The 21,873-nt window shown below is 46.2% G+C and carries 24 protein-coding genes; 22 read left to right on the top strand and 2 right to left on the bottom strand.

Going from position 1 to position 21,873, the window contains the following annotated elements:
* Nucleotides 1-336 precede the first annotated feature (336 nt).
* The 10 genes from ACKPBX_RS04835 to ACKPBX_RS04790 are packed head-to-tail and all read left to right on the top strand — an operon-like array spanning nt 337 to nt 8,034.
* Nucleotides 337-624 carry a hypothetical protein gene (locus ACKPBX_RS04835; protein ID WP_319996406.1) on the top strand — a complete coding sequence of 96 codons (288 nt, stop codon included), beginning with the start codon at nt 337-339 and terminating at the stop codon, nt 622-624.
* 16 nt (nt 625-640) lie between these two features.
* Nucleotides 641-1,036 (top strand): acetyl-CoA carboxylase biotin carboxyl carrier protein subunit, encoded by a 396-nt coding sequence (locus tag ACKPBX_RS04830; RefSeq protein ID WP_086626831.1) that lies wholly within the window; start codon nt 641-643, stop codon nt 1,034-1,036.
* A gap of 26 nt (nt 1,037-1,062) precedes the next feature.
* Nucleotides 1,063-2,184: a sodium ion-translocating decarboxylase subunit beta gene (locus ACKPBX_RS04825; protein WP_086626832.1), complete on the top strand. Its 1,122-nt coding sequence runs from the start codon at nt 1,063-1,065 to the stop codon at nt 2,182-2,184.
* A gap of 26 nt (nt 2,185-2,210) precedes the next feature.
* Nucleotides 2,211-2,339, top strand: a complete 129-nt coding sequence (locus ACKPBX_RS04820; protein ID WP_086626833.1) for an OadG-related small transporter subunit — start codon at nt 2,211-2,213, stop codon at nt 2,337-2,339.
* A gap of 24 nt (nt 2,340-2,363) precedes the next feature.
* Nucleotides 2,364-3,389, top strand: a complete 1,026-nt coding sequence (gene citC, locus ACKPBX_RS04815) for a [citrate (pro-3S)-lyase] ligase (protein ID WP_086626834.1) — start codon at nt 2,364-2,366, stop codon at nt 3,387-3,389.
* Nucleotides 3,379-3,687: a citrate lyase acyl carrier protein gene (citD, locus tag ACKPBX_RS04810; RefSeq protein WP_086626835.1), complete on the top strand. Its 309-nt coding sequence runs from the start codon at nt 3,379-3,381 to the stop codon at nt 3,685-3,687. Before citC ends, citD begins: the two co-directional genes overlap by 11 nt.
* Complete coding sequence (citE, locus tag ACKPBX_RS04805) at nt 3,675-4,562, top strand: citrate (pro-3S)-lyase subunit beta (protein ID WP_106449004.1); 888 nt, start codon at nt 3,675-3,677, stop codon at nt 4,560-4,562. The genes citD and citE overlap by 13 nt, the downstream gene beginning before the upstream one ends.
* 2 nt (nt 4,563-4,564) lie before the next feature.
* Entirely contained in the window at nt 4,565-6,097 is a 1,533-nt protein-coding gene (gene citF, locus ACKPBX_RS04800; protein WP_086626837.1) for a citrate lyase subunit alpha, read from the top strand.
* The gene (citX, locus tag ACKPBX_RS04795) at nt 6,090-6,647 is read left to right on the top strand and encodes a citrate lyase holo-[acyl-carrier protein] synthase (RefSeq protein ID WP_319996138.1); all 558 of its coding nucleotides are present in this window, start codon (nt 6,090-6,092) and stop codon (nt 6,645-6,647) included. Before citF ends, citX begins: the two co-directional genes overlap by 8 nt.
* On the top strand, nt 6,640-8,034 hold the full coding sequence (locus ACKPBX_RS04790) for an oxaloacetate decarboxylase subunit alpha (RefSeq protein WP_319996137.1): 1,395 nt from the start codon (nt 6,640-6,642) through the stop codon (nt 8,032-8,034). The genes citX and ACKPBX_RS04790 overlap by 8 nt, the downstream gene beginning before the upstream one ends.
* Before the next feature lie 400 nt (nt 8,035-8,434).
* Here ACKPBX_RS04790 and ACKPBX_RS04785 read toward each other — a convergent pair whose 3' ends face one another.
* Nucleotides 8,435-8,962 (bottom strand): acyl-CoA thioesterase, encoded by a 528-nt coding sequence (locus tag ACKPBX_RS04785; protein WP_319996136.1) that lies wholly within the window; start codon nt 8,960-8,962, stop codon nt 8,435-8,437.
* Nucleotides 8,963-9,180: 218 nt separating this feature from the next.
* Between ACKPBX_RS04785 and ACKPBX_RS04780 the strand changes: the two genes are divergently transcribed.
* The 11 genes from ACKPBX_RS04780 (at nt 9,181) to ACKPBX_RS04730 (ending at nt 19,742) form a co-directional block, all read left to right on the top strand.
* Nucleotides 9,181-10,515: a ferredoxin reductase family protein gene (locus ACKPBX_RS04780; RefSeq protein ID WP_319996135.1), complete on the top strand. Its 1,335-nt coding sequence runs from the start codon at nt 9,181-9,183 to the stop codon at nt 10,513-10,515.
* Between the two features lie 155 nt (nt 10,516-10,670).
* Nucleotides 10,671-10,907 (top strand): cytochrome b5 domain-containing protein, encoded by a 237-nt coding sequence (locus tag ACKPBX_RS04775; RefSeq protein WP_106449094.1) that lies wholly within the window; start codon nt 10,671-10,673, stop codon nt 10,905-10,907.
* Nucleotides 10,908-11,276: 369 nt separating this feature from the next.
* Nucleotides 11,277-13,040: a glycoside hydrolase family 3 protein gene (locus tag ACKPBX_RS04770; protein ID WP_319996134.1), complete on the top strand. Its 1,764-nt coding sequence runs from the start codon at nt 11,277-11,279 to the stop codon at nt 13,038-13,040.
* A 220-nt stretch (nt 13,041-13,260) separates the two neighbouring features.
* Complete coding sequence (locus tag ACKPBX_RS04765; protein WP_086626843.1) at nt 13,261-13,755, top strand: Lrp/AsnC family transcriptional regulator; 495 nt, start codon at nt 13,261-13,263, stop codon at nt 13,753-13,755.
* Complete coding sequence (locus ACKPBX_RS04760; protein ID WP_086626844.1) at nt 13,752-14,933, top strand: aminotransferase class I/II-fold pyridoxal phosphate-dependent enzyme; 1,182 nt, start codon at nt 13,752-13,754, stop codon at nt 14,931-14,933. The genes ACKPBX_RS04765 and ACKPBX_RS04760 overlap by 4 nt, the downstream gene beginning before the upstream one ends.
* Before the next feature lie 231 nt (nt 14,934-15,164).
* The gene (locus ACKPBX_RS04755) at nt 15,165-15,479 is read left to right on the top strand and encodes a rhodanese-like domain-containing protein (protein WP_086626845.1); all 315 of its coding nucleotides are present in this window, start codon (nt 15,165-15,167) and stop codon (nt 15,477-15,479) included.
* Nucleotides 15,479-17,131, top strand: a complete 1,653-nt coding sequence (locus ACKPBX_RS04750; RefSeq protein WP_119092511.1) for an FAD-dependent oxidoreductase — start codon at nt 15,479-15,481, stop codon at nt 17,129-17,131. The genes ACKPBX_RS04755 and ACKPBX_RS04750 overlap by 1 nt, the downstream gene beginning before the upstream one ends.
* Nucleotide 17,132: 1 nt before the next feature.
* The gene (locus ACKPBX_RS04745; RefSeq protein WP_086626846.1) at nt 17,133-17,429 is read left to right on the top strand and encodes a rhodanese-like domain-containing protein; all 297 of its coding nucleotides are present in this window, start codon (nt 17,133-17,135) and stop codon (nt 17,427-17,429) included.
* Nucleotides 17,426-17,689: a metal-sensitive transcriptional regulator gene (locus tag ACKPBX_RS04740; protein WP_086626847.1), complete on the top strand. Its 264-nt coding sequence runs from the start codon at nt 17,426-17,428 to the stop codon at nt 17,687-17,689. The genes ACKPBX_RS04745 and ACKPBX_RS04740 overlap by 4 nt, the downstream gene beginning before the upstream one ends.
* 287 nt (nt 17,690-17,976) lie before the next feature.
* Nucleotides 17,977-18,891, top strand: coding sequence for an ABC transporter ATP-binding protein (locus ACKPBX_RS04735; RefSeq protein ID WP_086626849.1), 915 nt, complete (start codon nt 17,977-17,979; stop codon nt 18,889-18,891).
* Entirely contained in the window at nt 18,888-19,742 is an 855-nt protein-coding gene (locus ACKPBX_RS04730; protein WP_086626850.1) for an ABC transporter permease, read from the top strand. The genes ACKPBX_RS04735 and ACKPBX_RS04730 overlap by 4 nt, the downstream gene beginning before the upstream one ends.
* Before the next feature lie 47 nt (nt 19,743-19,789).
* Here ACKPBX_RS04730 and ACKPBX_RS04725 read toward each other — a convergent pair whose 3' ends face one another.
* Nucleotides 19,790-20,791, bottom strand: coding sequence for a nucleoid-associated protein (locus ACKPBX_RS04725; protein WP_086626851.1), 1,002 nt, complete (start codon nt 20,789-20,791; stop codon nt 19,790-19,792).
* Nucleotides 20,792-20,935: 144 nt separating this feature from the next.
* Here ACKPBX_RS04725 and ACKPBX_RS04720 point away from each other — a divergent pair, with 144 nt between their 5' ends.
* Nucleotides 20,936-21,865 (top strand): EamA family transporter, encoded by a 930-nt coding sequence (locus ACKPBX_RS04720; RefSeq protein ID WP_319996133.1) that lies wholly within the window; start codon nt 20,936-20,938, stop codon nt 21,863-21,865.
* The last annotated feature ends 8 nt before the right edge of the window (nt 21,866-21,873 follow it).

Here is a 21,873-nt window from a genome sequence, read left to right as displayed (position 1 = left end):
ATCCCAAAGTTGATTGGGCTGTCTCTCTAAGAGCAATAATAGTTACTTTGCAAGTTAATTGAAAGCCGTTACTTTAAAAAAACACAAAAAACACACGCTAATTGAAACGCTTTCTTAAATGCGGCTTAACCAAATATTAAAAAAGTCTTAAATGCCCAAAAACGTTGATATGACAACGTTTGTAGTGTTTGGTCGTTTTTGAGAACATAAAAAAAACAATAAAAGAGGCTTAATGACCTGTTTTTAATGAGAGAAATTTCTATAATGGGATTAAATCCATAGAAAGGACGTGAGAAAATGATTTTTTTCAAAGGTTTCTTTGGGAAAAAGGACACAATGGCGCCTAAGCCAGTACCGTCAGCAACTGTTTCTGCAAGTGCACCCGTGAATGACCTGATTGAAATTCCAGCTTTTATACCCACTGATCCGAATGAATATGAATTAGTCAGTGTCATCGCGACAGCAATCGCTGCAGGAGATCATCCTAAATCGCAGTTTGTGGTAAAGAATATTATGAAGCGTAATCCCGAGGCTCATCTTGTTTCGCTGATTTCCGCAAGTATTGCGGCAGGCACTATGCCTGAAAGTAAATTTGTCGTAAAAAAAATAAGTCAGGTTAAATAATAAGGAGGAATTATAAATGTTAAGAAAATTCAAGATTGCAATCGATGGTAAGGAATACTTAGTAGAAATGGAAGAAATCGGCGGAGTGCAACAACCGGTTCAAGCACCAGTTGCAGCAGCACCAGCAGCGCCAGTAGCAGCACCAGCAGCACCAGCAGAACAAGCAGCACCAGCTGCAGCGCCAGTTTCAGCAGCTTCAGGAGACGCAATGACATCCCCAATGCCAGGAACTATCCTAAGACTATTAGTGAACATCGGTGATGAAGTGAAAGAAAATCAACCATTGATGATCCTTGAAGCCATGAAGATGGAAAATGAAGTTGTCGCAAACCATGCTGGTAAAGTAGCTGGCATCCATGTGAACCAAGGTCAAGTCGTAAATGCCGGCGATGCATTAATCACAATCGCATAATTATTTTATTAGGAGGAAGTGAATAAATGGAGACACTATTAGCAGGAATTACATCCATTACGATTGGCCAAATCGTGATGATGCTTATCGGGGCTACCCTGATTTATTTAGGAATAAAGAAAGAGTACGAACCTACATTATTAGTGCCTATGGGACTGGGTACTATCTTGGTCAACTTCCCAGGGACAGGCGTTCTGACCCAAATGGTCAACGGATCTGAATCAGAGGGCGTTTTGGATGTTCTCTTTGAAGCAGGTATCAGCACAGAGTTGTTCCCGCTGCTGATTTTCATCGGTATCGGTGCCATGATCGATTTCGGGCCGCTGTTGCAAAACCCGTTCATGTTATTATTCGGAGCTGCCGCTCAATTCGGTATCTTCTTTACAATCGTAGTCGCTATCTTCTTCGGATTCGACATCAGAGAAGCTGCTTCAATTGGTATCATCGGTGCCGCTGATGGCCCGACAGCCATCTTCGTATCCAACCAGTTGGCGCCTAATCTATTAGGACCGATCACGGTTGCCGCTTATTCCTACATGGCGCTTGTTCCGATCATCCAACCGATCGCGATCAAAGCTGTCACTACCAAAGCAGAACGTCGCATCCGCATGACTTATAAAGCGGAAGGCGTATCCAAAATGACAAAAATTCTTTTCCCGATCATCATTTCGATCGTTGCCGGTTTTATCGCACCAATTTCCCTTCCATTGGTAGGTTTCCTGATGTTCGGTAACTTGTTGCGCGAATGTGGCGTTTTGGACAGACTTTCATTGACTGCCCAAAACGAATTGGTCAACATCATCAGTATCCTGTTGGGGCTTACAATTTCCGTAAAAATGCAGGCTGACTTGTTCTTGAATTTCCAAACACTGATGATCATCGCTTTCGGTTTGGTTGCCTTCATCATGGACACAATCGGTGGCGTATTGTTCGCAAAACTGCTGAACTTGTTCAGAACCGAAAAAATCAATCCAATGATCGGTGGCGCCGGTATTTCCGCATTCCCAATGTCAAGCCGTGTAATCCAAAAAATGGCTACGGATGAAGATCCTCAAAACTTTATTTTGATGTATGCTGTCGGTGCGAACGTATCCGGACAAATTGCATCTGTTATCGCTGGTGGTTTAGTACTTGCCTTCTTTAGTTAAGAAGGTTCATTGAAAGGAGAATTATTATGGTATTTGATCCAGAAGCTTTAAAAATTGCATTTGAATTGATGATTTTCGGTATGGGCGGCATCTTCCTGGTCCTATTCCTTTTGTATGTTGTATCGATTGTATTGATCAAACGTTTTCCAGCCTAAAAATAAAACAAAGAAGGCTCACCTATGTATGAACTGAAAAGAATCTGGATAACGCGTGTTCCAGCGGACAAAAAAGCTTGGGAGGATTTATTGTTCTTAGGCGGACTTGTCCCGGACGAGCAAGTCGACTATACAGTAGGCCTCTATGACCGAAACAAATTAGTCGCTACCGGATCGACTTATCAAAACATCATCAAACTGGTCGCTGTCGATCCTGAGTATCAAAGCGAAAATTTATTGACAAAAATCGTGATGGCTTTATCTTCCAAGCTTCACGATGAGGGCATTATCCACTTCTTTTTGTACACGAAACCCTGCGTGGCGATTTCCTTTGCGTCCCTTGGCTTTAAAGAGATTATCCGCACAAACACGATTCTCTTTATGGAACAAGGCTCTCCCGATTTTTCGGACTACTTGGCCTTGCTAGAGAGCCGCAAGAGGGATGCCGATCATGCGGGAGCCATCGTGATGAATGCGAATCCGTTCACTAAAGGTCATTTGTACTTAGTCGAAACGGCTGCTGCTCAAGTTGATGTTCTCTATCTTTTTGTCCTGTCCGACGATCGCTCCGAATTTTCGACGGAAGAGCGATCAAAGCTTGTCAAGGCGGGCACACAGCACCTTCCGAATGTGGTCATTCTCCCGACAAGGGATTATCAAGTGTCATCCGCTACTTTCCCATCCTACTTTCTGAAGGATCAGGCAGTAGAAAGCATAGCCCGCGTACAGGCAACGCTGGATGCAACCTTGTTCAAGGAGAGGATCGCGCCTGCTCTCCAGATCAAAACGCGCTTTGTAGGGGAAGAACCATTATCCCCCGTTACAGAGGTATATAACGAGAGTATGCGTGAGATTTTTTCTGATACGCTTGCCCTGACAGTCGTTCCCCGGATCGAACTGGATGGACAGGTCATCAGTGCTACACGTGTACGAAAAGCATTGAAAGAAGATGATTTTCAAACAATTAAAAAACTTGTACCAGCAACAACGTATTTGTATTTAATAGAAAATTATGGAAAAATTAATAGGGGTGAAAAAAGTGGAAATTAAAAAATATGCAGTAGCTGGAACGACTGAATCAAGTGACATCATGATCGTCGTTGAACCTAGTGATAACAATGAAGTTGCAGTGACACTGGATTCAAGCGTGGAAAAACAATATGGCGATCGTATCGAGGAAGTCATCATCGCAACACTTAAAAATCTAGGCATCACAAGCGCGAAAGTATCCGCTGTTGACAAAGGTGCATTGGATTGCACGATCGAAGCGCGTACAGTAACAGCCATTCATCGTGCTGCTGAAAACAACGACTACAACTGGAAGGAGATGGACACATGGAACGTTTAAGAAGAACTATGATGTTTGTCCCTGGCGCAAATGCTGCAATGCTTAGGGATGCACCCCTGTATGGTGCTGATTCAATCATGTTTGACTTGGAGGACGCTGTTTCTCTGAAAGAAAAAGATTCAGCCCGCACATTGGTGCATTTTGCATTGAAAACATTTGATTACAGCAAATCAGAAACAGTTGTACGTATCAATAGTTTAGACACTGTTGGAAAACTAGACATTGAAGCTGTAGTTTTGGCTGGAGTAAATGTTATCAGACTCCCAAAAACAGAAACTGCTCAAGATATCATTGATGTAGATGAAGTAATCACTGAAGTCGAAACAAAATATGGTATCGAAATCGGAACAACTAAAATGATGGCAGCCATCGAATCTGCTGAAGGTACATTGAATGCTCGTGAAATCGCAAAAGCATCTACTCGTTTAATCGGGATTGCATTAGGCGCAGAAGACTACGTAACAAACATGAAAACAAAACGCTACCCTGACGGACAAGAATTGTTCTTCGCAAGAAGCTACATTCTTCATGCTGCTCGTGCAGCTGGAATCGCTGCTATTGATACAGTTTACTCTGACGTTGAGAATGTACAGGGCTTCTCCAGAGAAGTTGAACTTGTTAAACAACTTGGTTTTGATGGTAAATCTGTTATTAATCCTCGTCAAATCCCAATCGTGAACAAGATTTACGCACCAACAGAAAAAGAAATTCAAAATGCAAAAGAAGTTATCTGGGCAATCAGAGAAGCAGAAGAAAAAGGTTCAGGCGTTATCTCATTGAAGGGTAAGATGGTTGACAAACCAATTGTTGAACGTGCACAACGCGTTATTGCATTGGCCAAAGCGGCTAAACTGATTAACGAGGAGGAAATTTAATAATGGCCATCAATAAAGTTGGAAAAGACATTCCTGAAGTATTTGCTCAACAATACGGTGTTTATGACGGGGAATTAGCAAACATCGCTGATTACGAAGAGTCTACTCGTAAACTTCATCCTGTAAAGCCTAACGACAAAAAGATGTTAGGTAGCATTCGTGAAGCGATTGAAAAAACAGGACTTAAAGACGGCATGACAATTTCTTTTCACCATCATTTCCGCGAAGGCGACTTCGTAATGAACATGGTTATGGATCAAATTGCTAAAATGGGTTTCAAAAACATTTCTATCGCACCAAGCTCCATTGCAAATGTTCATGAACCATTAATTGGACATATTAAATCAGGTGTTGTGACAAACATTACATCAAGCGGATTACGTGATAAAGTTGGGGCAGCTATTTCCCAAGGTATCATGGAAAACCCTGTTGTGATTCGCTCTCATGGTGGACGTGCCAGAGCAATCGTCCGTGGAGATATCCATATCGATGTTGCTTTCTTAGGCGCTCCAAGTTCTGATGAATATGGTAATGTGAATGGAACATCAGGAAAAACAACGTGCGGATCTTTAGGCTACGCTATGGTAGATGCAAAGTATGCTGATAAAGTTGTCGCTATTACTGACTCATTGATGCCTTATCCAAACACACCAATCAGTATTCCTCAAACAGATGTTGATTATGTTGTTGTCGTTGATGCAATTGGCGATCCTGAAGGAATTGCTAAAGGGGCAACACGGTTCACTAAAAACCCTAAAGAACTATTGATTGCAGAATATGCTTCTAAAGTAATCATTAACTCTCCTTATTATAAACAAGGTTTCTCTTTCCAAACAGGTACCGGTGGAGCATCTCTTGCTGTAACGCGCTTCTTGAAAGATTCTATGATTGAAGATGGTATCAAAGCTAGCTTTGCTTTAGGTGGTATTACTAACGCAATGGTAGAATTGCTTGAAGAAGGACTTGTTGGAAAAATCATCGACGTGCAAGATTTTGACCATCCGTCTGCTGTTTCTTTAGGAAATAATGTTAACCATTATGAAATTGATGCAAACATGTATGCTTCTCCATTAAGCAAAGGCGCTGTCATCAATCAATTGGATACAGCTATTTTATCTGCGCTAGAAATCGATACCGACTTTAACGTGAATGTAATAACAGGTTCTGATGGTGTTATTCGTGGCGCTTCAGGCGGACACTCAGATACAAGTGCGGCATGTAAAATGAGTTTGGTTATTTCACCACTTATTCGTGGACGTATCCCAACAATTGTTGATACAGTAAATACTGTCGTTACACCAGGTGCTAGTGTAGATGTAGTTGTTACCGAAGTTGGTATTGCTATCAATCCTGAACGTAAAGATTTAATTGAACACTTCAGTAATCTTGATGTTCCTCAATTTACAATTGAACAATTAAAAGACATTGCATATTCTGTAGTAGGAGCACCAGAACCTATTGAATACGGAAACAAAGTAGTTGCTTTAATCGAATACCGTGATGGCACGATAATCGATGTGGTAAAAAATGTCTAATACAACCCTTTTTACTGAAGGAGAACGCGTTACTTTAGCAGAAATGTTGGAGGTGCGTGAAAAACGTGTCGCCATCCAACGGGAATTATTGAGCAGCCAGAAAGAGGACAGCCTCTTGATGGCACTCATGAATATTCCGGGTCCTATAAAAAACAATCAGCAGTTGGAAGCTGTCTTTGCTGAAGTTCTGGAACGCATAGAAGAAGTGCTGGGCAATCATCTGCCGCAAGCTTCCCTCTACCGGAACCTGAAGACAGGGGCGGAATATTATTTCCTTTCGCCATTGACGCCAGCACAACTGAAAGAAAAAATGGTGATGATCGAAGAAACGCATCCTTTCGGCCGATTGTTTGACCTGGATGTTCTTTGGATGGAAGGCAATGATCTGAAGAGCATCAGCCGGACCGAATTGGGCCTGAACACGAGACGCTGCTTCATCTGCAATCGTGATGCAAAAGATTGCGGACGCAGCCGTCGCCACACCATTGAAGAAATGCAAGATGCCATTTCTAAAATAATACAAGAAGGAAGTGACCAATTACATGACTAAAGAAATCCGTTTTATGGAAACGGTCTTGCGTGATGGTCAACAAAGTTTGATTGCAACACGTATGCCACTTTCAGATATGTTGCCTATCATCAAAACCATGGATGAAGCCGGCTACCACTCCATCGAAATGTGGGGAGGCGCTACCTTTGATTCTTGTATCCGTTATTTGAACGAGGATCCTTGGGAACGTCTGCGCACAATCCGTAAAGAAGTCAAAAATGCAAAACTGCAAATGCTTTTGCGTGGCCAAAACTTATTGGGATACAAACATTATTCCGATGATGTCGTCAGCGCATTCGTCGAAAAATCAATCGAAAACGGCATCGATGTTGTGCGTGTCTTCGATGCGTTGAATGACCTGCGCAACCTGAAGACAGCCATCGATATCACCAAAAAGGCTGGCGGCCATTGCCAGACTGCAATCTCTTATACAACCAGCGAATTCCACACAGTCGACTATTTCGTCGGCTTGACGAAGGAAATGGCCAAAATGGGCGCAGATTCCATCTGCATCAAGGACATGGCCGGCGTTTTGACGCCAGCCGTCGCTTTTGAATTGGTAAGCAAAATCAAAGCTGCAGTTGATTTGCCTTTGGAAGTCCACACACATGCGACAAGCGGCATTGCTGAAATGACGTACCTGAAGGCTGTTGAAGCCGGTGCAGATATCATCGACACAGCCATCTCCCCGTTTGCTGGCGGCACAAGCCAACCAGCTACGGAATCCGTCGCAATCGCGTTGGAAGGCCTGGGTTACAACACGGGTCTTGATATGAACAAACTGGCAGAAATCGCCGATCACTTTGCACTAATCCGGGATCGTTTCCGTAACGACGGCATCCTGAACCCTAAAGTGAAGGACGTCGAGCCGAAAACATTGCTGTATCAAGTACCAGGCGGTATGCTTTCCAACTTGTTGAGCCAACTGACTGAACAAGGCCTGCAGGACAAATACGACGATGTATTGGCAGAAGTTCCGAAAGTGCGTGCGGACTTAGGCTATCCTCCATTGGTTACCCCGTTATCGCAAATGGTCGGTACGCAAGCCTTGATGAACGTCATCTCAGGCGAGCGCTACAAACTTGTGCCTAATGAAATCAAGGAATATGTAAGAGGTCAATACGGCAAACCGCCAGTAGCGATTTCCGCAGAAATCACGAAAAAAATCATCGGCAACGAAGGCATCACAACAGTGAGACCTGCCGATCTGATCTTGCCGCAAATGCCTAAATTTGAAAAAGAGATCAGCCAATACGCTAAATCCACAGAAGACGTCTTGATGTACGCTTTGTTCCCGCAACAAGCAAAAGACTTCCTTGGACGCAGAGAAGACAGATTCTACGATGTTCCAGTACAGACGATCGATGTTTCTATCGACGTACAATAACCCTAGAGTAATCAAAAACTTCAAGCCAACCTTAATCGGTTCGCTTGAAGTTTTTTTGGGGTTAAGGAGATCATCACCGAAATTTTTAAGCAGGTCATCCAGGACGGCAAAGGGATCGAAGTGAACACGTCCCCGCACCGATAAGGCCTGAAGGATCTGACACCATCCAGAGCCATTTTGAGGCTATACAAGGACTTGAACGGCAAAATTGTGAGCATAGGGTAGCGACAGCAATGAATAGCACCACCTGGGGGCATATATCGAAGATACCAAGTTGGAATTGAATGCGTTGGGCTATGAGCAGTAATGCACCTTCGAAGGGAGGCAACCGATATTCCACGAATTGTAGAACGACAAAAAGAAGAGCTGAATGCCCGCGGGCGTTTCGGCTCTTCTTTCGTCACTTATCCCAAATCTGTTTTGTGGAAAGGCCGGAAAGCAGGCGGCTGTTCTGGTTGCGTTTGACCAGGTTGTTGATTCTGCGCTCCTCGTAGCCGGCGCAAATCATCTTTTCTTCCTCCGATTCGGGCTGGATCTGTGGCATCACAAAGTCCGGGTCAGAGCTGTCGGTGATGACGAAAGTCAGGAAGGCGTAGGCGCAGATGCGGCTTTCGCCAGAGCGCACATCGGTGGCGGTCAGCTTGGCGAAGGCCTCCACGGATGTGTTCCCGCAGCCGGAGACATACGCTTCCACGTAGATGGCCTCGTTTTTCCGGACGGGCTGGATGAAGGCAACCAAATCGACAGTCGCAGTGAAGGAAGGCCGCTTGACGAAATTGAATACGGCCCTGCCGCAGGCTGAGTCGAAATGCGACATGATTTCACCGCCGAACAGGGTATCTTTATCGTTCAATTCGCTGTAGGACACGAACGCAGTGCGCACGTTCCGCGTCTGGTTGCATGTCAGTTCTTTTTTTGTATGATCCATATCATCATCCCTTGTTTGGATTATTTTTTTTCATTGTATCACAGCTTTTGGCTTCAGAAGTGTCTTCTGATCGCTTTTGCATTTTGCCGGTCGAGGCTTCTGGTTTGTATCCGTTTACATAACGTTATAAAATGGAAACAGGAGATGCGTTTCCTTTGGGTAAGAAGCGCTGCTTGCATCTTTTATCCGAAACCAGCAGAAGAAAAGAGGGCTCAGTAATGAACAGAAAACTGATGCGCATGCTGATTGTTGCCGCTTACATCCTTCTCCCTGTATTTATCGCTGCAGTCTCTCTCAGGAACAGGAGCTTTCTTTCCGCAGGACCGCCTTTTCTGGGGATTGTATCCTATACTTGGCTTTTGACGGGAGTCATCATCGCATCCCGTCCGAGGTTCATCGAACACTACTTCAGCTTGGACAAGCTGAATCGATTCCATGCCATCATGGCCGTCGTCGCCTTATCGATCGGAGTCACGCATAAATTATGGGTGACTGTTCTCTGGGGCTGGGTATACCGCTACTCGACCATCTTCGGGGATTTGGCCATCATCTTCTTTTTGACCATCGCCGTCCTTTCTGCCCTCATCCTAACGAACTGGTTCGGACGAAAAAAAATCGTCAAAACAGCCAAAACAACCCTCAAAAAATATCCTATCGCCAACTACGAGAAGATGAAATTCGTCCATAATTTCAACATCCTAGCCGCCACTTTTTTGGCTATCCATGTCTTGACCATGACCGTGATCGTGCAGGGCGACTACCTAGCCGCCGCCATTTTCGGAGGCTATTTCGCTTTGGCGTTTGGCTTGTACATCAACCACAAATTCCTCAAGCCGGTCAGACTAAAAAAAAATCTATATACAGTCACTGCCACAAAACCGGAAAAGGGCAATGTCCTGGAAGTCCATCTGAAGCCGGACAATGGCGAAATATTCCCTTACCAAGCCGGGCAGTTTGTCTTTCTGCGCCTCTATGACCCACAGTATTCATCGGAAGAGCATCCTTTCTCGCTGATCAGTGCCCCGCAGGATCGGGATGAAGTTGCACTGGCCATCAAGGATTCCGGGGATTACACCCACCGTTTCCAAACGCTGCAGCCGGGAGTCAAAGCGTCGCTTGAAGGCCCTCATGGCGGTATGTGGCATGTTCAAGAAGGTATGCACGATAAAACGGTGAGTATGGTCATGTTTGCGGGAGGCATCGGGATCACACCGATGCTGGGGATATTGGAAAATAGTGCGCACCTACAATTCCCAAACAGAATGGTGTTGGTCTGGAGTCTGAAAAGTCAGGAGGAGTATGGGTTTACCGATAAGCTCCAATCGTTGAAGGACAGGCTCCCTGATTTCCGTTTGGTGCCTTTCTTTGCCAATGAGAGCGGCTTTCTCGATGAAGGGAAAATCGATAAGATTCTCCAGGACAATGAAATCCGATACGAGGCTGCTGAGTACCTGTTGTGCGGTCCACCGCCATTCATGAACGCCGTCGAAGCAGTTCTGCTTAAAAAAGGTGTTTCCAAAGACCGCATCCATTATGAAACATTTGGTTTATGATGAAGGAGGAACCGAAGATGTCGAAAATAAAATTGAGCCTGATGCTGCAAGCAGGGATAGCCGGCTTGTTGTTGGTCGCGTGTGCGCCTGCCATAGTCGAAGATAGCGCAACAACGAGTTCCGAAGTCGTATCGGTCAGCAGTTCAGCTGAAGAAATGCGAACCTTCACGCTCGAAGAACTCAGCCAATACAACGGCAAGGACGGCCAGCCGGCTTATGTAGCCGTCGATGGAGTCGTCTACGATGTCACTAATGTGGAAGCTTGGAAAGACGGAGAACATAAATTGGGCTTGACCGCCGGCAATGAACTGACGGAAGAAATCACTAACCAGTCGCCTCACGGACTAAAGGTCCTTGAAGGTCTGCCGATAGTCGGCGAGCTTGTGGAGTGATTGTTGCAATCGCAAATAGAAAATGGAGCTCTCCCAAGGAAAGCTCCATTTTCTATTTGGACGGATACTGTGACAAAAAAATGACAAATTTTCAATGCTTCTTTTTTGTGTGTAGGGATTTTCCGAAGCATTATATGATTTGAAGAAATGGCTACATAGAGAGGTTTGGTGACATTTTGAAAGCCTTTTTTTAACCGTTATGACCTGAGGATTCAATTTTGAACAGAATCCGAACCTTTCAAAAACAGGGTGAAAGTGCCTTCATTTTTTCGGATAAACTGCCTATACTTGTTCTTGTAGGAAAGACGGTGCTGACGCCAACGCGCTGGTATCGATCTGTTCCAGAACTATTTTGAAAGGGGAAAAATCATGAGAGTCGATTTAACTACTAAACCTTATAACTTGGATGCCGAGGGAATCAAGTGGGTCAAAGATACGATCGCAGGCATGTCTGTCGAAGAAAAAATCGGACAACTGTTTATTAATATGGGTTCGGAACGCACGGAGGAATATTTGACGGGCGTATTGAATAACTATCATATCGGCGGAGTCCGCTACAATCCTGGTATGGCGGAAGAAGTTTACGAACAAAACAAAATTCTGCAGGAAAACAGCAAAATCCCTTTGTTGATCGCTGCCAACACGGAAGCAGGCGGCAACGGCGCATGTAAAGACGGCACGTATGTCGGCGTTGAAGTGAAAATCGCAGCTACAAACGATACGAAGTACGCATACGAAATGGGCCGCGTTTCCGGCGTTGAAGCTGCTGCTATCGGCTGCAACTGGAGTTTTGCCCCGATCGTGGACATCAACCGCAACTGGCGCAACCCGATCATCGCAACGCGTACATGGAGCGGCGATGTGGATAAAACCATCGCGTTGTCATTGGCATACATGAAGGGTATCCAGGAAAGCGGCATCGCGCCTGCTGCAAAACATTTCCCTGGCGACGGAATCGACGAGCGTGACCAACATTTATCATTCAGCGTAAATCCATATTCCACTGAAGAGTGGGACGCTACTTTCGGTAAAGTCTACGGCACTTTGTTCGATGCCGGTTTGCCTTCCATCATGGCAGGACACATCTCCTTGCCTGAATACGTGAAACACTTCAATCCGGCAGCTACCGTTCAAGAACAGATTATGCCTGCTACTTTGAACAAATACATCCTGACTGATCTGTTGCGCGACAAAATGGGCTTCAATGGCTTGGTCGTTACCGATGCCAGCCACATGGTTGCGATGACTTCCGCCATGAAACGCCAAGATATGCTGCCGACTGCTATCGCTGCAGGTTCTGACCTGTTCTTGTTCTTCAACGATCCGGACGAAGATTTCCAATGGATGTTGGATGGCTACAACAACGGCGTCATCACGGACGAGCGTTTGGAAGAAGCTTTGACGCGCATCTTGGGCACAAAGGCTGCTTTAGGTCTGCACAAAAAAGCGAAAACAGAAATCTTGCCATCCAAAGAAGAAGCAATGGCTAAAATCGGTTTGCCTGAAAACAAAGCAATCGCAGTTGAAGTTGCCGACAAAGCGATCACTTTGGTCAAAAACAACCAAAACATCTTCCCGATTTCACCAGAAAAGACAAAACGTGTCCTGTTGGTCAACGTTGAAGGCCATAAAGGCGGCTTCGGCGCAATGATCGGCGGCGAAGCGGTTCGTCCTGTCGATACGTTGAAAGGCATCCTGGAAGCTGAAGGCTTTGAAGTCTCCATCTGGGAATCTACTGAAGAACGGATCAACAAATTGCCGGAAGAAGAAAGGGCCGCTGCCGTTGCAAACGTGTACGCTCAAAAACGTCCAATCAAAGAGTTGATCGCAGCCTATGACTTGATCATCAACGTAGCTTCGGTACAACCGAATACGGATCAGCGCATCCAATGGCCAGCTTCAAAAGGAACACCGGACATTCCATTTTATGTCCACGAAATCCCGACAATCTTTGTATCTGTCCAAGCACCGAACCATTTGGCTGACGTGCCGCAAGTACAAACGTACATCAACACATACGACTCAAAGGATTTCACACTGAAAGCATTAGTCGATAAGATGGTAGGCCGTTCCGAATTCACCGGTGTGTCTCCAGTAGATGCATTCTGCGGATTCCTGGATACGCGTTATTAAATGATAAGAAAAAAACTTCACAAGTCCGCACTCCGCGAGCCTGTGGAGTTTTTTTGCGATTTTTCCAGTGTTGTTGCGCTATCCCAACAACCACCATTCCCGAAAACATATTTGCAAGTGCCTGTCAGGGGTGATAAAATGAAAGAAATTTCATTTATCAAAAAATGAATAATAGAGCCTGAAAATGGCCCGAATGCGTACAGCCAGAGGAGGCAAAACGATGAAAAACGAATTGAAGGAAAAGATTCTGAAGATTATTGAAAAGAACAACAAACTGACTGATGAAGAAGTTGCCGTGATGTTGGGCGTGGACACAGAAGTAGTGGCGGTTGCCGTGAAAGAACTGGAAGCCGACAAAATCATCTGCGGCTACCATACTTTGATTAACTGGGATAAGACCGGCGATGACGAAGTTTCTGCCATCATCGAGCTACGCGTAAATCCGCAAAGAGGGTCCGGATTCGACCGTATCGCGGAAAAAGTATACCAATTCCCGGAAGTGGAGACTGTTTTCCTGATGTCCGGCGGTTTTGATTTTATGGTGCAACTGAAGAAAGCCCCGATGAAAGAGATTGCTCTGTTTGTTGCGAAACGCCTTTCTGTGATCGACGAAGTACAATCAACCACCACTCATTTCGTATTGAAACGTTATAAAGACCACGGCACGTTGTTCGTGGATGAGGGTGACGACAAACGGATGGTGCTGACTCCATGAGAAATCCGATAAATGCTAAGGTGCGGGAAATCAAACCTTCCGGCATCCGGAGATTTTTTGATATTGCGAATGAGATACCCGGAGTGATTTCATTGGGGGTAGGCGAGCCCGACTTTGACACCCCCTGGATTGTGCGTGACGAGGGCATGTATACCCTCCAAAAAGGGCGCACCTTCTACACAGCTAATGCCGGTTTGGCCGAACTGCGCCAGGAAATCTGCTTATATTTGGAACGCCGCTATAATCTGCACTATTCCCCCGAGGATGAAACGGTCGTTACGGTTGGCGGAAGCGAAGCCATCGATTTGGCGCTGCGTGCCATGCTGGATCCGGGCGATGAGGTCGTCTACGCGGAGCCTTGCTATGTTTCCTATCTTCCGTGCATCGTATTGGCTGACGGGGTTCCCGTCGCTATCCCGCTGCAGGAGAAGAACCAATTCCGTTTGACGAAAGAAGAGCTGGAAGCGGCGATCACTCCGAAAACAAAAGTGCTGATTCTTTCTTATCCCAATAATCCGACTGGGGCTGTTATGTCCAAAGAGGACCTGGAAGCGATCGCTGAAGTCATCATCGCCCATGATCTATTCGTCATCACTGATGAAATTTATAGTGAACTTTCCTACAATGGAAATCACTTCAGCATTGCCGCTTTGCCGGGAATGAAGGAACGGACCGTTTACATCAATGGCTTCTCGAAAGGGTATGCGATGACCGGCTGGCGTCTGGGCTATGCAACTGCTCCGCCGATCATTATGGAGCAGATGATTAAAATCCATCAATTCGCCATCATGGCCGCACCGACGACAAGTCAGTACGCCGGTATCGTTGCGTTACGGAACTGCGATGACAATGTTGCCGAGATGCGTGAAAGCTACAATCAACGCCGCCGTTATCTAATGAAAGTCCTAAAAGATTTGGACTTGCCTTGTTTTGTGCCTTATGGCGCCTTTTATATCTTCCCGAACATAACCGAATTCGGCTTGACTTCGGAAGAGTTCGCTACCCGTTTGGTTCAGGAGGAGAAAGTGGCCGTAGTGCCAGGCTCAGCCTTCGGCGAAAGCGGAGAGGGTTTCATCCGTATTTCCTACGCTTATTCAATCGAAGAGCTGAAAGAAGCCTTCGAACACATAAAAAGCTTTATCGAACGCCTACGTGCAGAAAATAAAAGCAATCAATAAGAAGAAAGACTGCAGAGTTGCGTTCCTACGCAACTTTTGCGGTCTTTTTTCTCTATACTATGCGGGAGAGCTGTTTGTGTGTTAATTTTGTTCAGTATCAGAAGAATGGCTATGTATCAGGCTTTTTTTACATTTTTGAAATTTTTGAATAAAAATGGTTTACAAAATATACCCTATGGGGTATTATAAGTCCATAAGCGATTGATACTACTTACGAAAAAGGAGCCAAGTATGCTATTTAATTTATTCAACAGTATGCCTTCCGTATCCACTAAGGAACTGGAAGCAAAATTAACTGAAAAACCACAAATAATCGATGTCCGTGAACCGAACGAATTCATCGCAGGACATATTCCAGGCGCAAAAAATGTTCCGTTGAGAAAAGCGGAAACATATACCCCTAAGGGTAAAGTGTATGTGATCTGCCAATCAGGTGGACGCAGCAAACGTGCAGCAACTATCTTAAAATCCAAAGGCTACGATGTAGTCAATGTCAAAGGCGGCATGTCCGCATGGTCAGGCCCTACAAGAGGAGGAAAACTATGATGAAAATTGTTATTATCGGTGGAGTGGCAGGCGGTATGTCCGCTGCAACACGTTTGAGAAGATTGAATGAAGATGCAGAAATCATCGTACTGGAAAAAGGACCTTTCGTTTCCTTTGCGAACTGTGGCTTGCCTTATTATGTTTCAGGCGATATCCAAGAACGCAGCGATCTCTTGGTTCAAACCCCTGAGCAATTGCGTGCGCGTTTTGACTTGGATGTCCGTCCTTTCAGCGAAGCGACCGCAATCGATCCGGATAAAAAAGAAGTGACAGTCCGTTCTAAAGATGGCGAATACCAACTGGCTTACGATAAAGTCATTTTATCCCCAGGAGCAAAACCTTTCGTACCGCCAGCTGAAGGTCTGTCCGAAGCCAAAAACATCTTTACGATGCGCAATGTACCGGATGTGGATGCTGTCACAGGTTTCATCCTTGAGCATAAACCGAAAAAAGCGGTCGTCATCGGAGCAGGGTTCATCGGTCTTGAAATGGCTGAAAGCTTAGCGCACCGTGGTTTGGCTGTAACAATCGTCGAAAAAGCACCGCATGTCTTGCCTCCATTCGATGAAGAAATGGCTGCTTACTTAGCGGATGAATTGAAGGCGAACGGTGTGACGCTGTATACAGGCGTTGCTGCTACGGCTTTCCAAAATGAAGGTAAAACAATCGTCCTTGAAAACGGGGTGACACTGGAAAGCGATTTGACAATCATGTCAGTCGGCGTCCAACCTGAGAACAGCCTAGCGATCGCGGCGGGTATCGAAACAGGCATGCGCGGCGGTATCTTGGTCGATGAGAACTATGAAACAAGCAAAAAAGACATCTATGCAGTCGGTGATGCAATCATCGTGAAGCAACAGATCACCGGTGAAGACACCATGATCGCGTTGGCTTCGCCTGCGAACCGCCAAGGCCGCCAAGTTGCTGACGTCATCAGCGGCTTGAACAGAAAAAATAAAGGCAGCATCGGAACCGCAATCGTGCGTGTATTCGGTTTGGCCGGCGCTTCCACAGGTATGAACGAGCGCCAATTGCAGCTGTCAGGAAAAGAGTATGCAGTCGTGCATATCCAAGGAAAGAACCATGCCGGCTACTATCCGAATGCGTCAGCGATTGTCCTGAAATTGGTTTTCCATCCGAAAACAGGTGAAATTTACGGAGCGCAAGCTATCGGGGCAGATGGCGTAGATAAACGTATCGATATCATCGCTACAGCAATCAAAGGCAATTTGACGGTCCATGATTTGCCGGAATTGGAATTCACTTACGCGCCGCCGTTCGGTTCAGCCAAAGATCCAGTCAATATGGCCGGCTACGCAGCCATGAACATCATCGAAGGCGTTTCTGAATCCATCCAATGGTATGAATTGGAAAAGATGCAGGAAGCAGGCTATCAACTGTTGGACGTCCGCGGTGAGGGCGAAATCGCAAGACTAGGAGCCTTGAAGGGTGCCATCAACATCCCAGTCGATGATTTACGCGCACGTATCGGAGAATTATCGAAGGAAACACCGATCATCGTCAGCTGCCAAAGCGGCTTGCGTAGCTACATAGCAGAACGTGTGTTGAAACAAAATGGATTCACAGTCAAAAATTTAGATGGTGCATTCAGCTTATATGCAACCGTCAGACCAGAAAAGGTGGTAAAATAATATGTATCAATCAATTACAATGCCGGAATTCGAACAATTATGGAAAAAAACTCCTGTCAAACTAGTTGACGTACGTGAAGCAGACGAATATGCACATGCACACGTTGATGGTGCCATCTCTATGCCTTTGAGCGGTTTAGAAGACACTGTTGATCAATTGGATAAGGATGAAAATTACTATGTTATGTGCCTGAGCGGTGCTCGCTCAGCTGCAGCTTGCCAATATCTTGCTTCAAAGGGCTACAAAGTAACGAACGTAATGGGAGGCATTTCGGCCTGGAGGGGTGAAGTTGTGTGAACCAATACAACAAAAATATAATCAACCGCATTAAGCGTGCGGAAGGACAAATGCGTGGCATTCTTGCCATGATGGAAGACGGAAAGAACTGTTCCGACGTCGTGACGCAATTGTCCGCAGTCCGATCCAGCATCGACCGCGCAATGGGCATCATCGTTGCGGAAAATTTGGTTTCCTGTGTGAATGACCAGGAAAAAGACAACATTTCGAAAGAAGAAAGCGTCCAACAAGCAATCAATCTGTTGGTGAAGAGTCGATAGAACGATTTATCGGACAACCAGAGAAGGCCTCGCGCCTTGGTTGTCCGATATTTTTGGTTTATCGGACAATTAGAGAAGGCCTCGCGCCTTGGTTGTCCGATATATTCGGTTTATCGGACAATTAGAGAAGTCCCTCCGCTCGCCGGAGCACACATGCAAAAAAATGAATACCGTACTCCAGCGTACAATTATTTTGTCTCCATTCGCCATTCTGATACACTGAACATGAAGAAGTTTTTTTATATTCTGGATGGGCAGTGCTTCGCTATCAGAGAGGGTGTTTTCAGTTGGAAAAAATCATAGAAGTCAAAGGCTTATCAAAGCGTTTCGGAGATGTGCAAGCGGTCAAGGACATCGATTTCCATGTGAATGCCGGCCAGCTTTTTGCATTTTTGGGGCCGAACGGAGCAGGCAAGTCGACGACGATCGATATCATCTGCACACTGCTGCAGGCGGACAGCGGAGAAGTCACGATAAATGGATTCACTATAGGCAAGGATGACTTTGCGATCCGTTCCAATATTGGCGTCGTCTTCCAAACAAACTTGTTGGACAAACTGCTGACAGTCAAGGAAAATCTTGAGGTGAGAGGGAGTTTTTACGGATTATCCAAATCGGAATGGGAACCGGCTTTCCTTCGAGCAACTCAGGCTGCCGGGGTGACGGAGTTTTTGGAAAGGCCATACGGAAAGTTGTCCGGTGGGCAGAAACGGCGAGCGGATATCGCGCGGGCATTGATCAACACGCCGAAGATTCTCTTTTTGGATGAGCCGACGACCGGATTGGATCCTCAAACCCGCAAGAATGTTTGGGATACGATCCGGAAACTCCAAGCGGAGCACGGGATGACGATTTTTCTGACGACGCATTACATGGAGGAGGCGGCCAGCGCTGATTATGTCGTCATCATCGATGAAGGGGAAATCATCGCCGAAGGAACGCCTGATGCACTGCGGGAAAGGTACAGCTCTGACGTATTGAAGATGCGGACCGGAACAGTTTCCGAAGTGAGCCGTATTTTGGATGCTCAACAGGCACCGTATGAGCTGCAGCAAGATCTCTTCCGTGTGAAATTAGCCAAAACGATGGATGCATTGCCCATTCTGGAGCAATGCAAACCATATCTGACATACTTTGAGGTGGTGGCTGGTTCGATGGACGATGCCTTTATTGCGATCACAGGAAAGCAGGTGCAGGAATGATACCGATCATTGGCCGCAACATAAAAATATTTTTCAGGGATAAGGCGAATGTTTTCTTCTCCTTGTTGGCAGTGCTGATCATCATCGGACTCTACGTCTTTTTCTTGGGTAAAAATCTGACGAACTCTCTGGGGGATACAGTAGGCGCGCAGTACGTCATGGACAGCTGGATCATGTCCGGCGTCATCTCGGTTTCCGGAGTGACGACGACGATGGGGGCATTCGCCGTCATGATCGATGACCGGGCCAATAAAATATTGAAGGACTTTACGGTCTCGCCAATCCGCTCGAGCAGATTGGCGGCAGGCTATATCCTGAGTTCAGTGGTTGTTGGGTTCATCATGAGCATCGTAACGTTCGTGTTGGCCGAAGCGTACATCTTCCTCAACGGTGGGGAGTTGCTGCCTCCCATGGCCATGCTGAAGATGATAGGCCTGATCATGCTCACCGTGTTGACGAGCAGTGCGATGGTCTATTTCCTGACTTCCTTCTTCCGAAGCCAGAACGCTTTCGCGACAGCCAGCACGATCCTCGGCACCATCATCGGCTTCCTTGCCGGGGTCTATGTGCCGATCGGGCAGTTCTCGGACAGTGTGCAGACGGTCATCAAACTGTTCCCGATGACCTATTCGGCCTCCTTGATGAGGCAAGTGATGATGGAGGAACCTTTGAAAATCTCTTTCGCAGGGGTTCCGGTTGAAGGGTTGGATGCCTTCAAACTGATGATGGGTCATACCATCCGCTTCGGGGAAACCGCAGTGACTCCCTTCACCAGCATCCTGATCCTGAGCGGCACCGCGCTGCTGCTCTACGGCATGTCCATCCTGAACATCTCCAGAAAAGCGAAATAAACAAAGAACCGACGGCCTCGCATTGAGCGCCGTCGGTTCTTTTGTGGTTAAAACAGGTTTTTGATTTTCTCGATGTTTTTGATGATGACGGATGTTGTGCCGTCGGGATTGTTGATGAATTCCACAACATCCGGGTCTTTGTATAGCTCCAGCGGAATGCTGATTTCGATGCCGTTGTCGAGTCGGAATTTTTGTTTGGAATATTTCGGTCCGGCGATTGCCGCTTCCGCGGGGGCGCGATCGACATAGCCCAATTCCTCGACCTGTTCGAAATATTTCTGCTTTTTGGCGAAGTTATCGCCGAATAAGGCCTCAGCGATTTTTTCGTTATCGATTAGGTTATCTTCCTGCATGCTTGTGACGATGGCTTCCTTCGTTTCGGCCAACACCTGAAATTCTTCATCATTGAAGGCTTTGCTTGTCTTTTGGACGGCCTTTTTGATTATCGAGATGTTCTCCTTCAGGCTCGGCTTTGGCGTGTCTTCGAGGAACATTTCCGTGAAGTAGTTTACTTTTTCACCCAGTTCGGCGATCATGTGCTTTTTCTCGATGACATGGTATACCAGCTGCTCCAGATTCACGACAAGGCCTTCCTGGATGGCTTGTCTTTGCGAAGGTAGGATGGCACGGTTCAAGATGATTTGGTTGGTCAAAACGTCCCCTTCGTAGGAGACAAAGTGCGTATAGCTGTCTGAGTAGTTCAGTTTGAACACCCCGAGGCAAGGTACTTCATCCAATTCAAAATGCGCAATAAGCAGATCCGCAGGCGGGATTTCGGGATTCAATTTGGTCACATTGAAGAATTTTTCCGACAAGGCTTTCGTGCCTTCGACAAAATCGCTTTGGCAATTCTTGAACAGGGCAGTCATCGGATTATCCTCTTCCAAAATCCCGTCCTTCATGCTGTCTGAATCTTCGACCTTTGCGACCATCGCTTCGATATATTCGATCATCATGCGCTCTGACGTATCCAGTCCGGCATAGGAAAAAATCGGTTCATTCGTGTTGATGTCCAAAATGTGTAAAATGGCTTCTTTAATGCGTATCAAGTTTTTCTACCTCCGTTTTTGTTCACGTCTATCAGTATCCCACAAAATCGCTTTTCGGACAAAGCAAAAATATCAGCTTTCTATTTGTCCGGTCATCGCATATAATGATGTTATTTGAAAAAAATAAAGGAATGGAGGGATGGAATGTCTCAATATAAATCCGGCGTGCTGTTCACTGTTGTAGGGGCGCTGCTGTGGGGGATTTCGGGGACCAGTGGGCAGTTTCTGCTTCAGCAGCGCGGGTTGACCTCCGGCTGGCTGGTTGCCGTCAGGATGCTGATGGCCGGCCTGATTTTGTTGGTGCTATGCTACAAAAAAGAGAAGGACGCCATCTTTCGGGTCTGGAAAGACAAGCGGGACCGCAAGGACTTGTTCCTGTTCGCGTCTTTGGGCCTGTCTTTTTGCCAATACACCTATTTTGCGACAATCAGCCATTCGAACGCGGGAACGGCTACCGTTCTGCAATTTTTGGCCCCGGTCCTGATCATGATTTACCTCTCCGTCAAGAACAAAAAATTACCGCGGCCAGCTGAAATGGCAGCCATTGTCTTTGCGGTTGCCGGCATTTTCCTGTTGGCCACACATGGCCGATTGGATAGTCTGGCCATTTCGCAGGAAGCATTAATGTACGGTTTATTGTCGGCTGTTTCTGTCGTCATCTACAATCTTCAGCCTGCCCGTCTGATCAAAACTTATGGGACGCTGCTCTCGTTGGGTTGGGGGATGCTGATAGGTGGCGTTCTGCTTTCGATAGTCTATCAGCCTTGGCGGATCATCGGCACTTGGGACATCGCTGCATTGGCTGCCATGCTGGTCATCATCTTGTTGGGGACAGTCATTTCCTTCAGTCTCTATCTGGAGGGTGTGCATCGCATCGGCGCAACGGTCGGAAGCCTGCTCTCATCGGCCGAACCGCTTTCTGCGACGTTCCTTTCCGTTTTTTGGCTCGGGACCAGTCTTCACTGGACGGATCTGCTCGGTATCGCCTTGATTCTGTCGACCGTGTTCTTGTTGACGCTGAAATCAAAACCAGTGAGATCAAGCGAGGTCATCCAAACCGAATCGAATATCTGAATACAACA

Origin of the sequence: Trichococcus shcherbakoviae (assembly GCF_963666195.1) — a bacterium.
Lineage (GTDB): Bacteria > Bacillota > Bacilli > Lactobacillales > Aerococcaceae > Trichococcus > Trichococcus shcherbakoviae.
The sequence above is the reverse complement of the archived record's forward strand: the minus strand, read 5'-3'. Positions and strand labels throughout refer to the sequence as shown.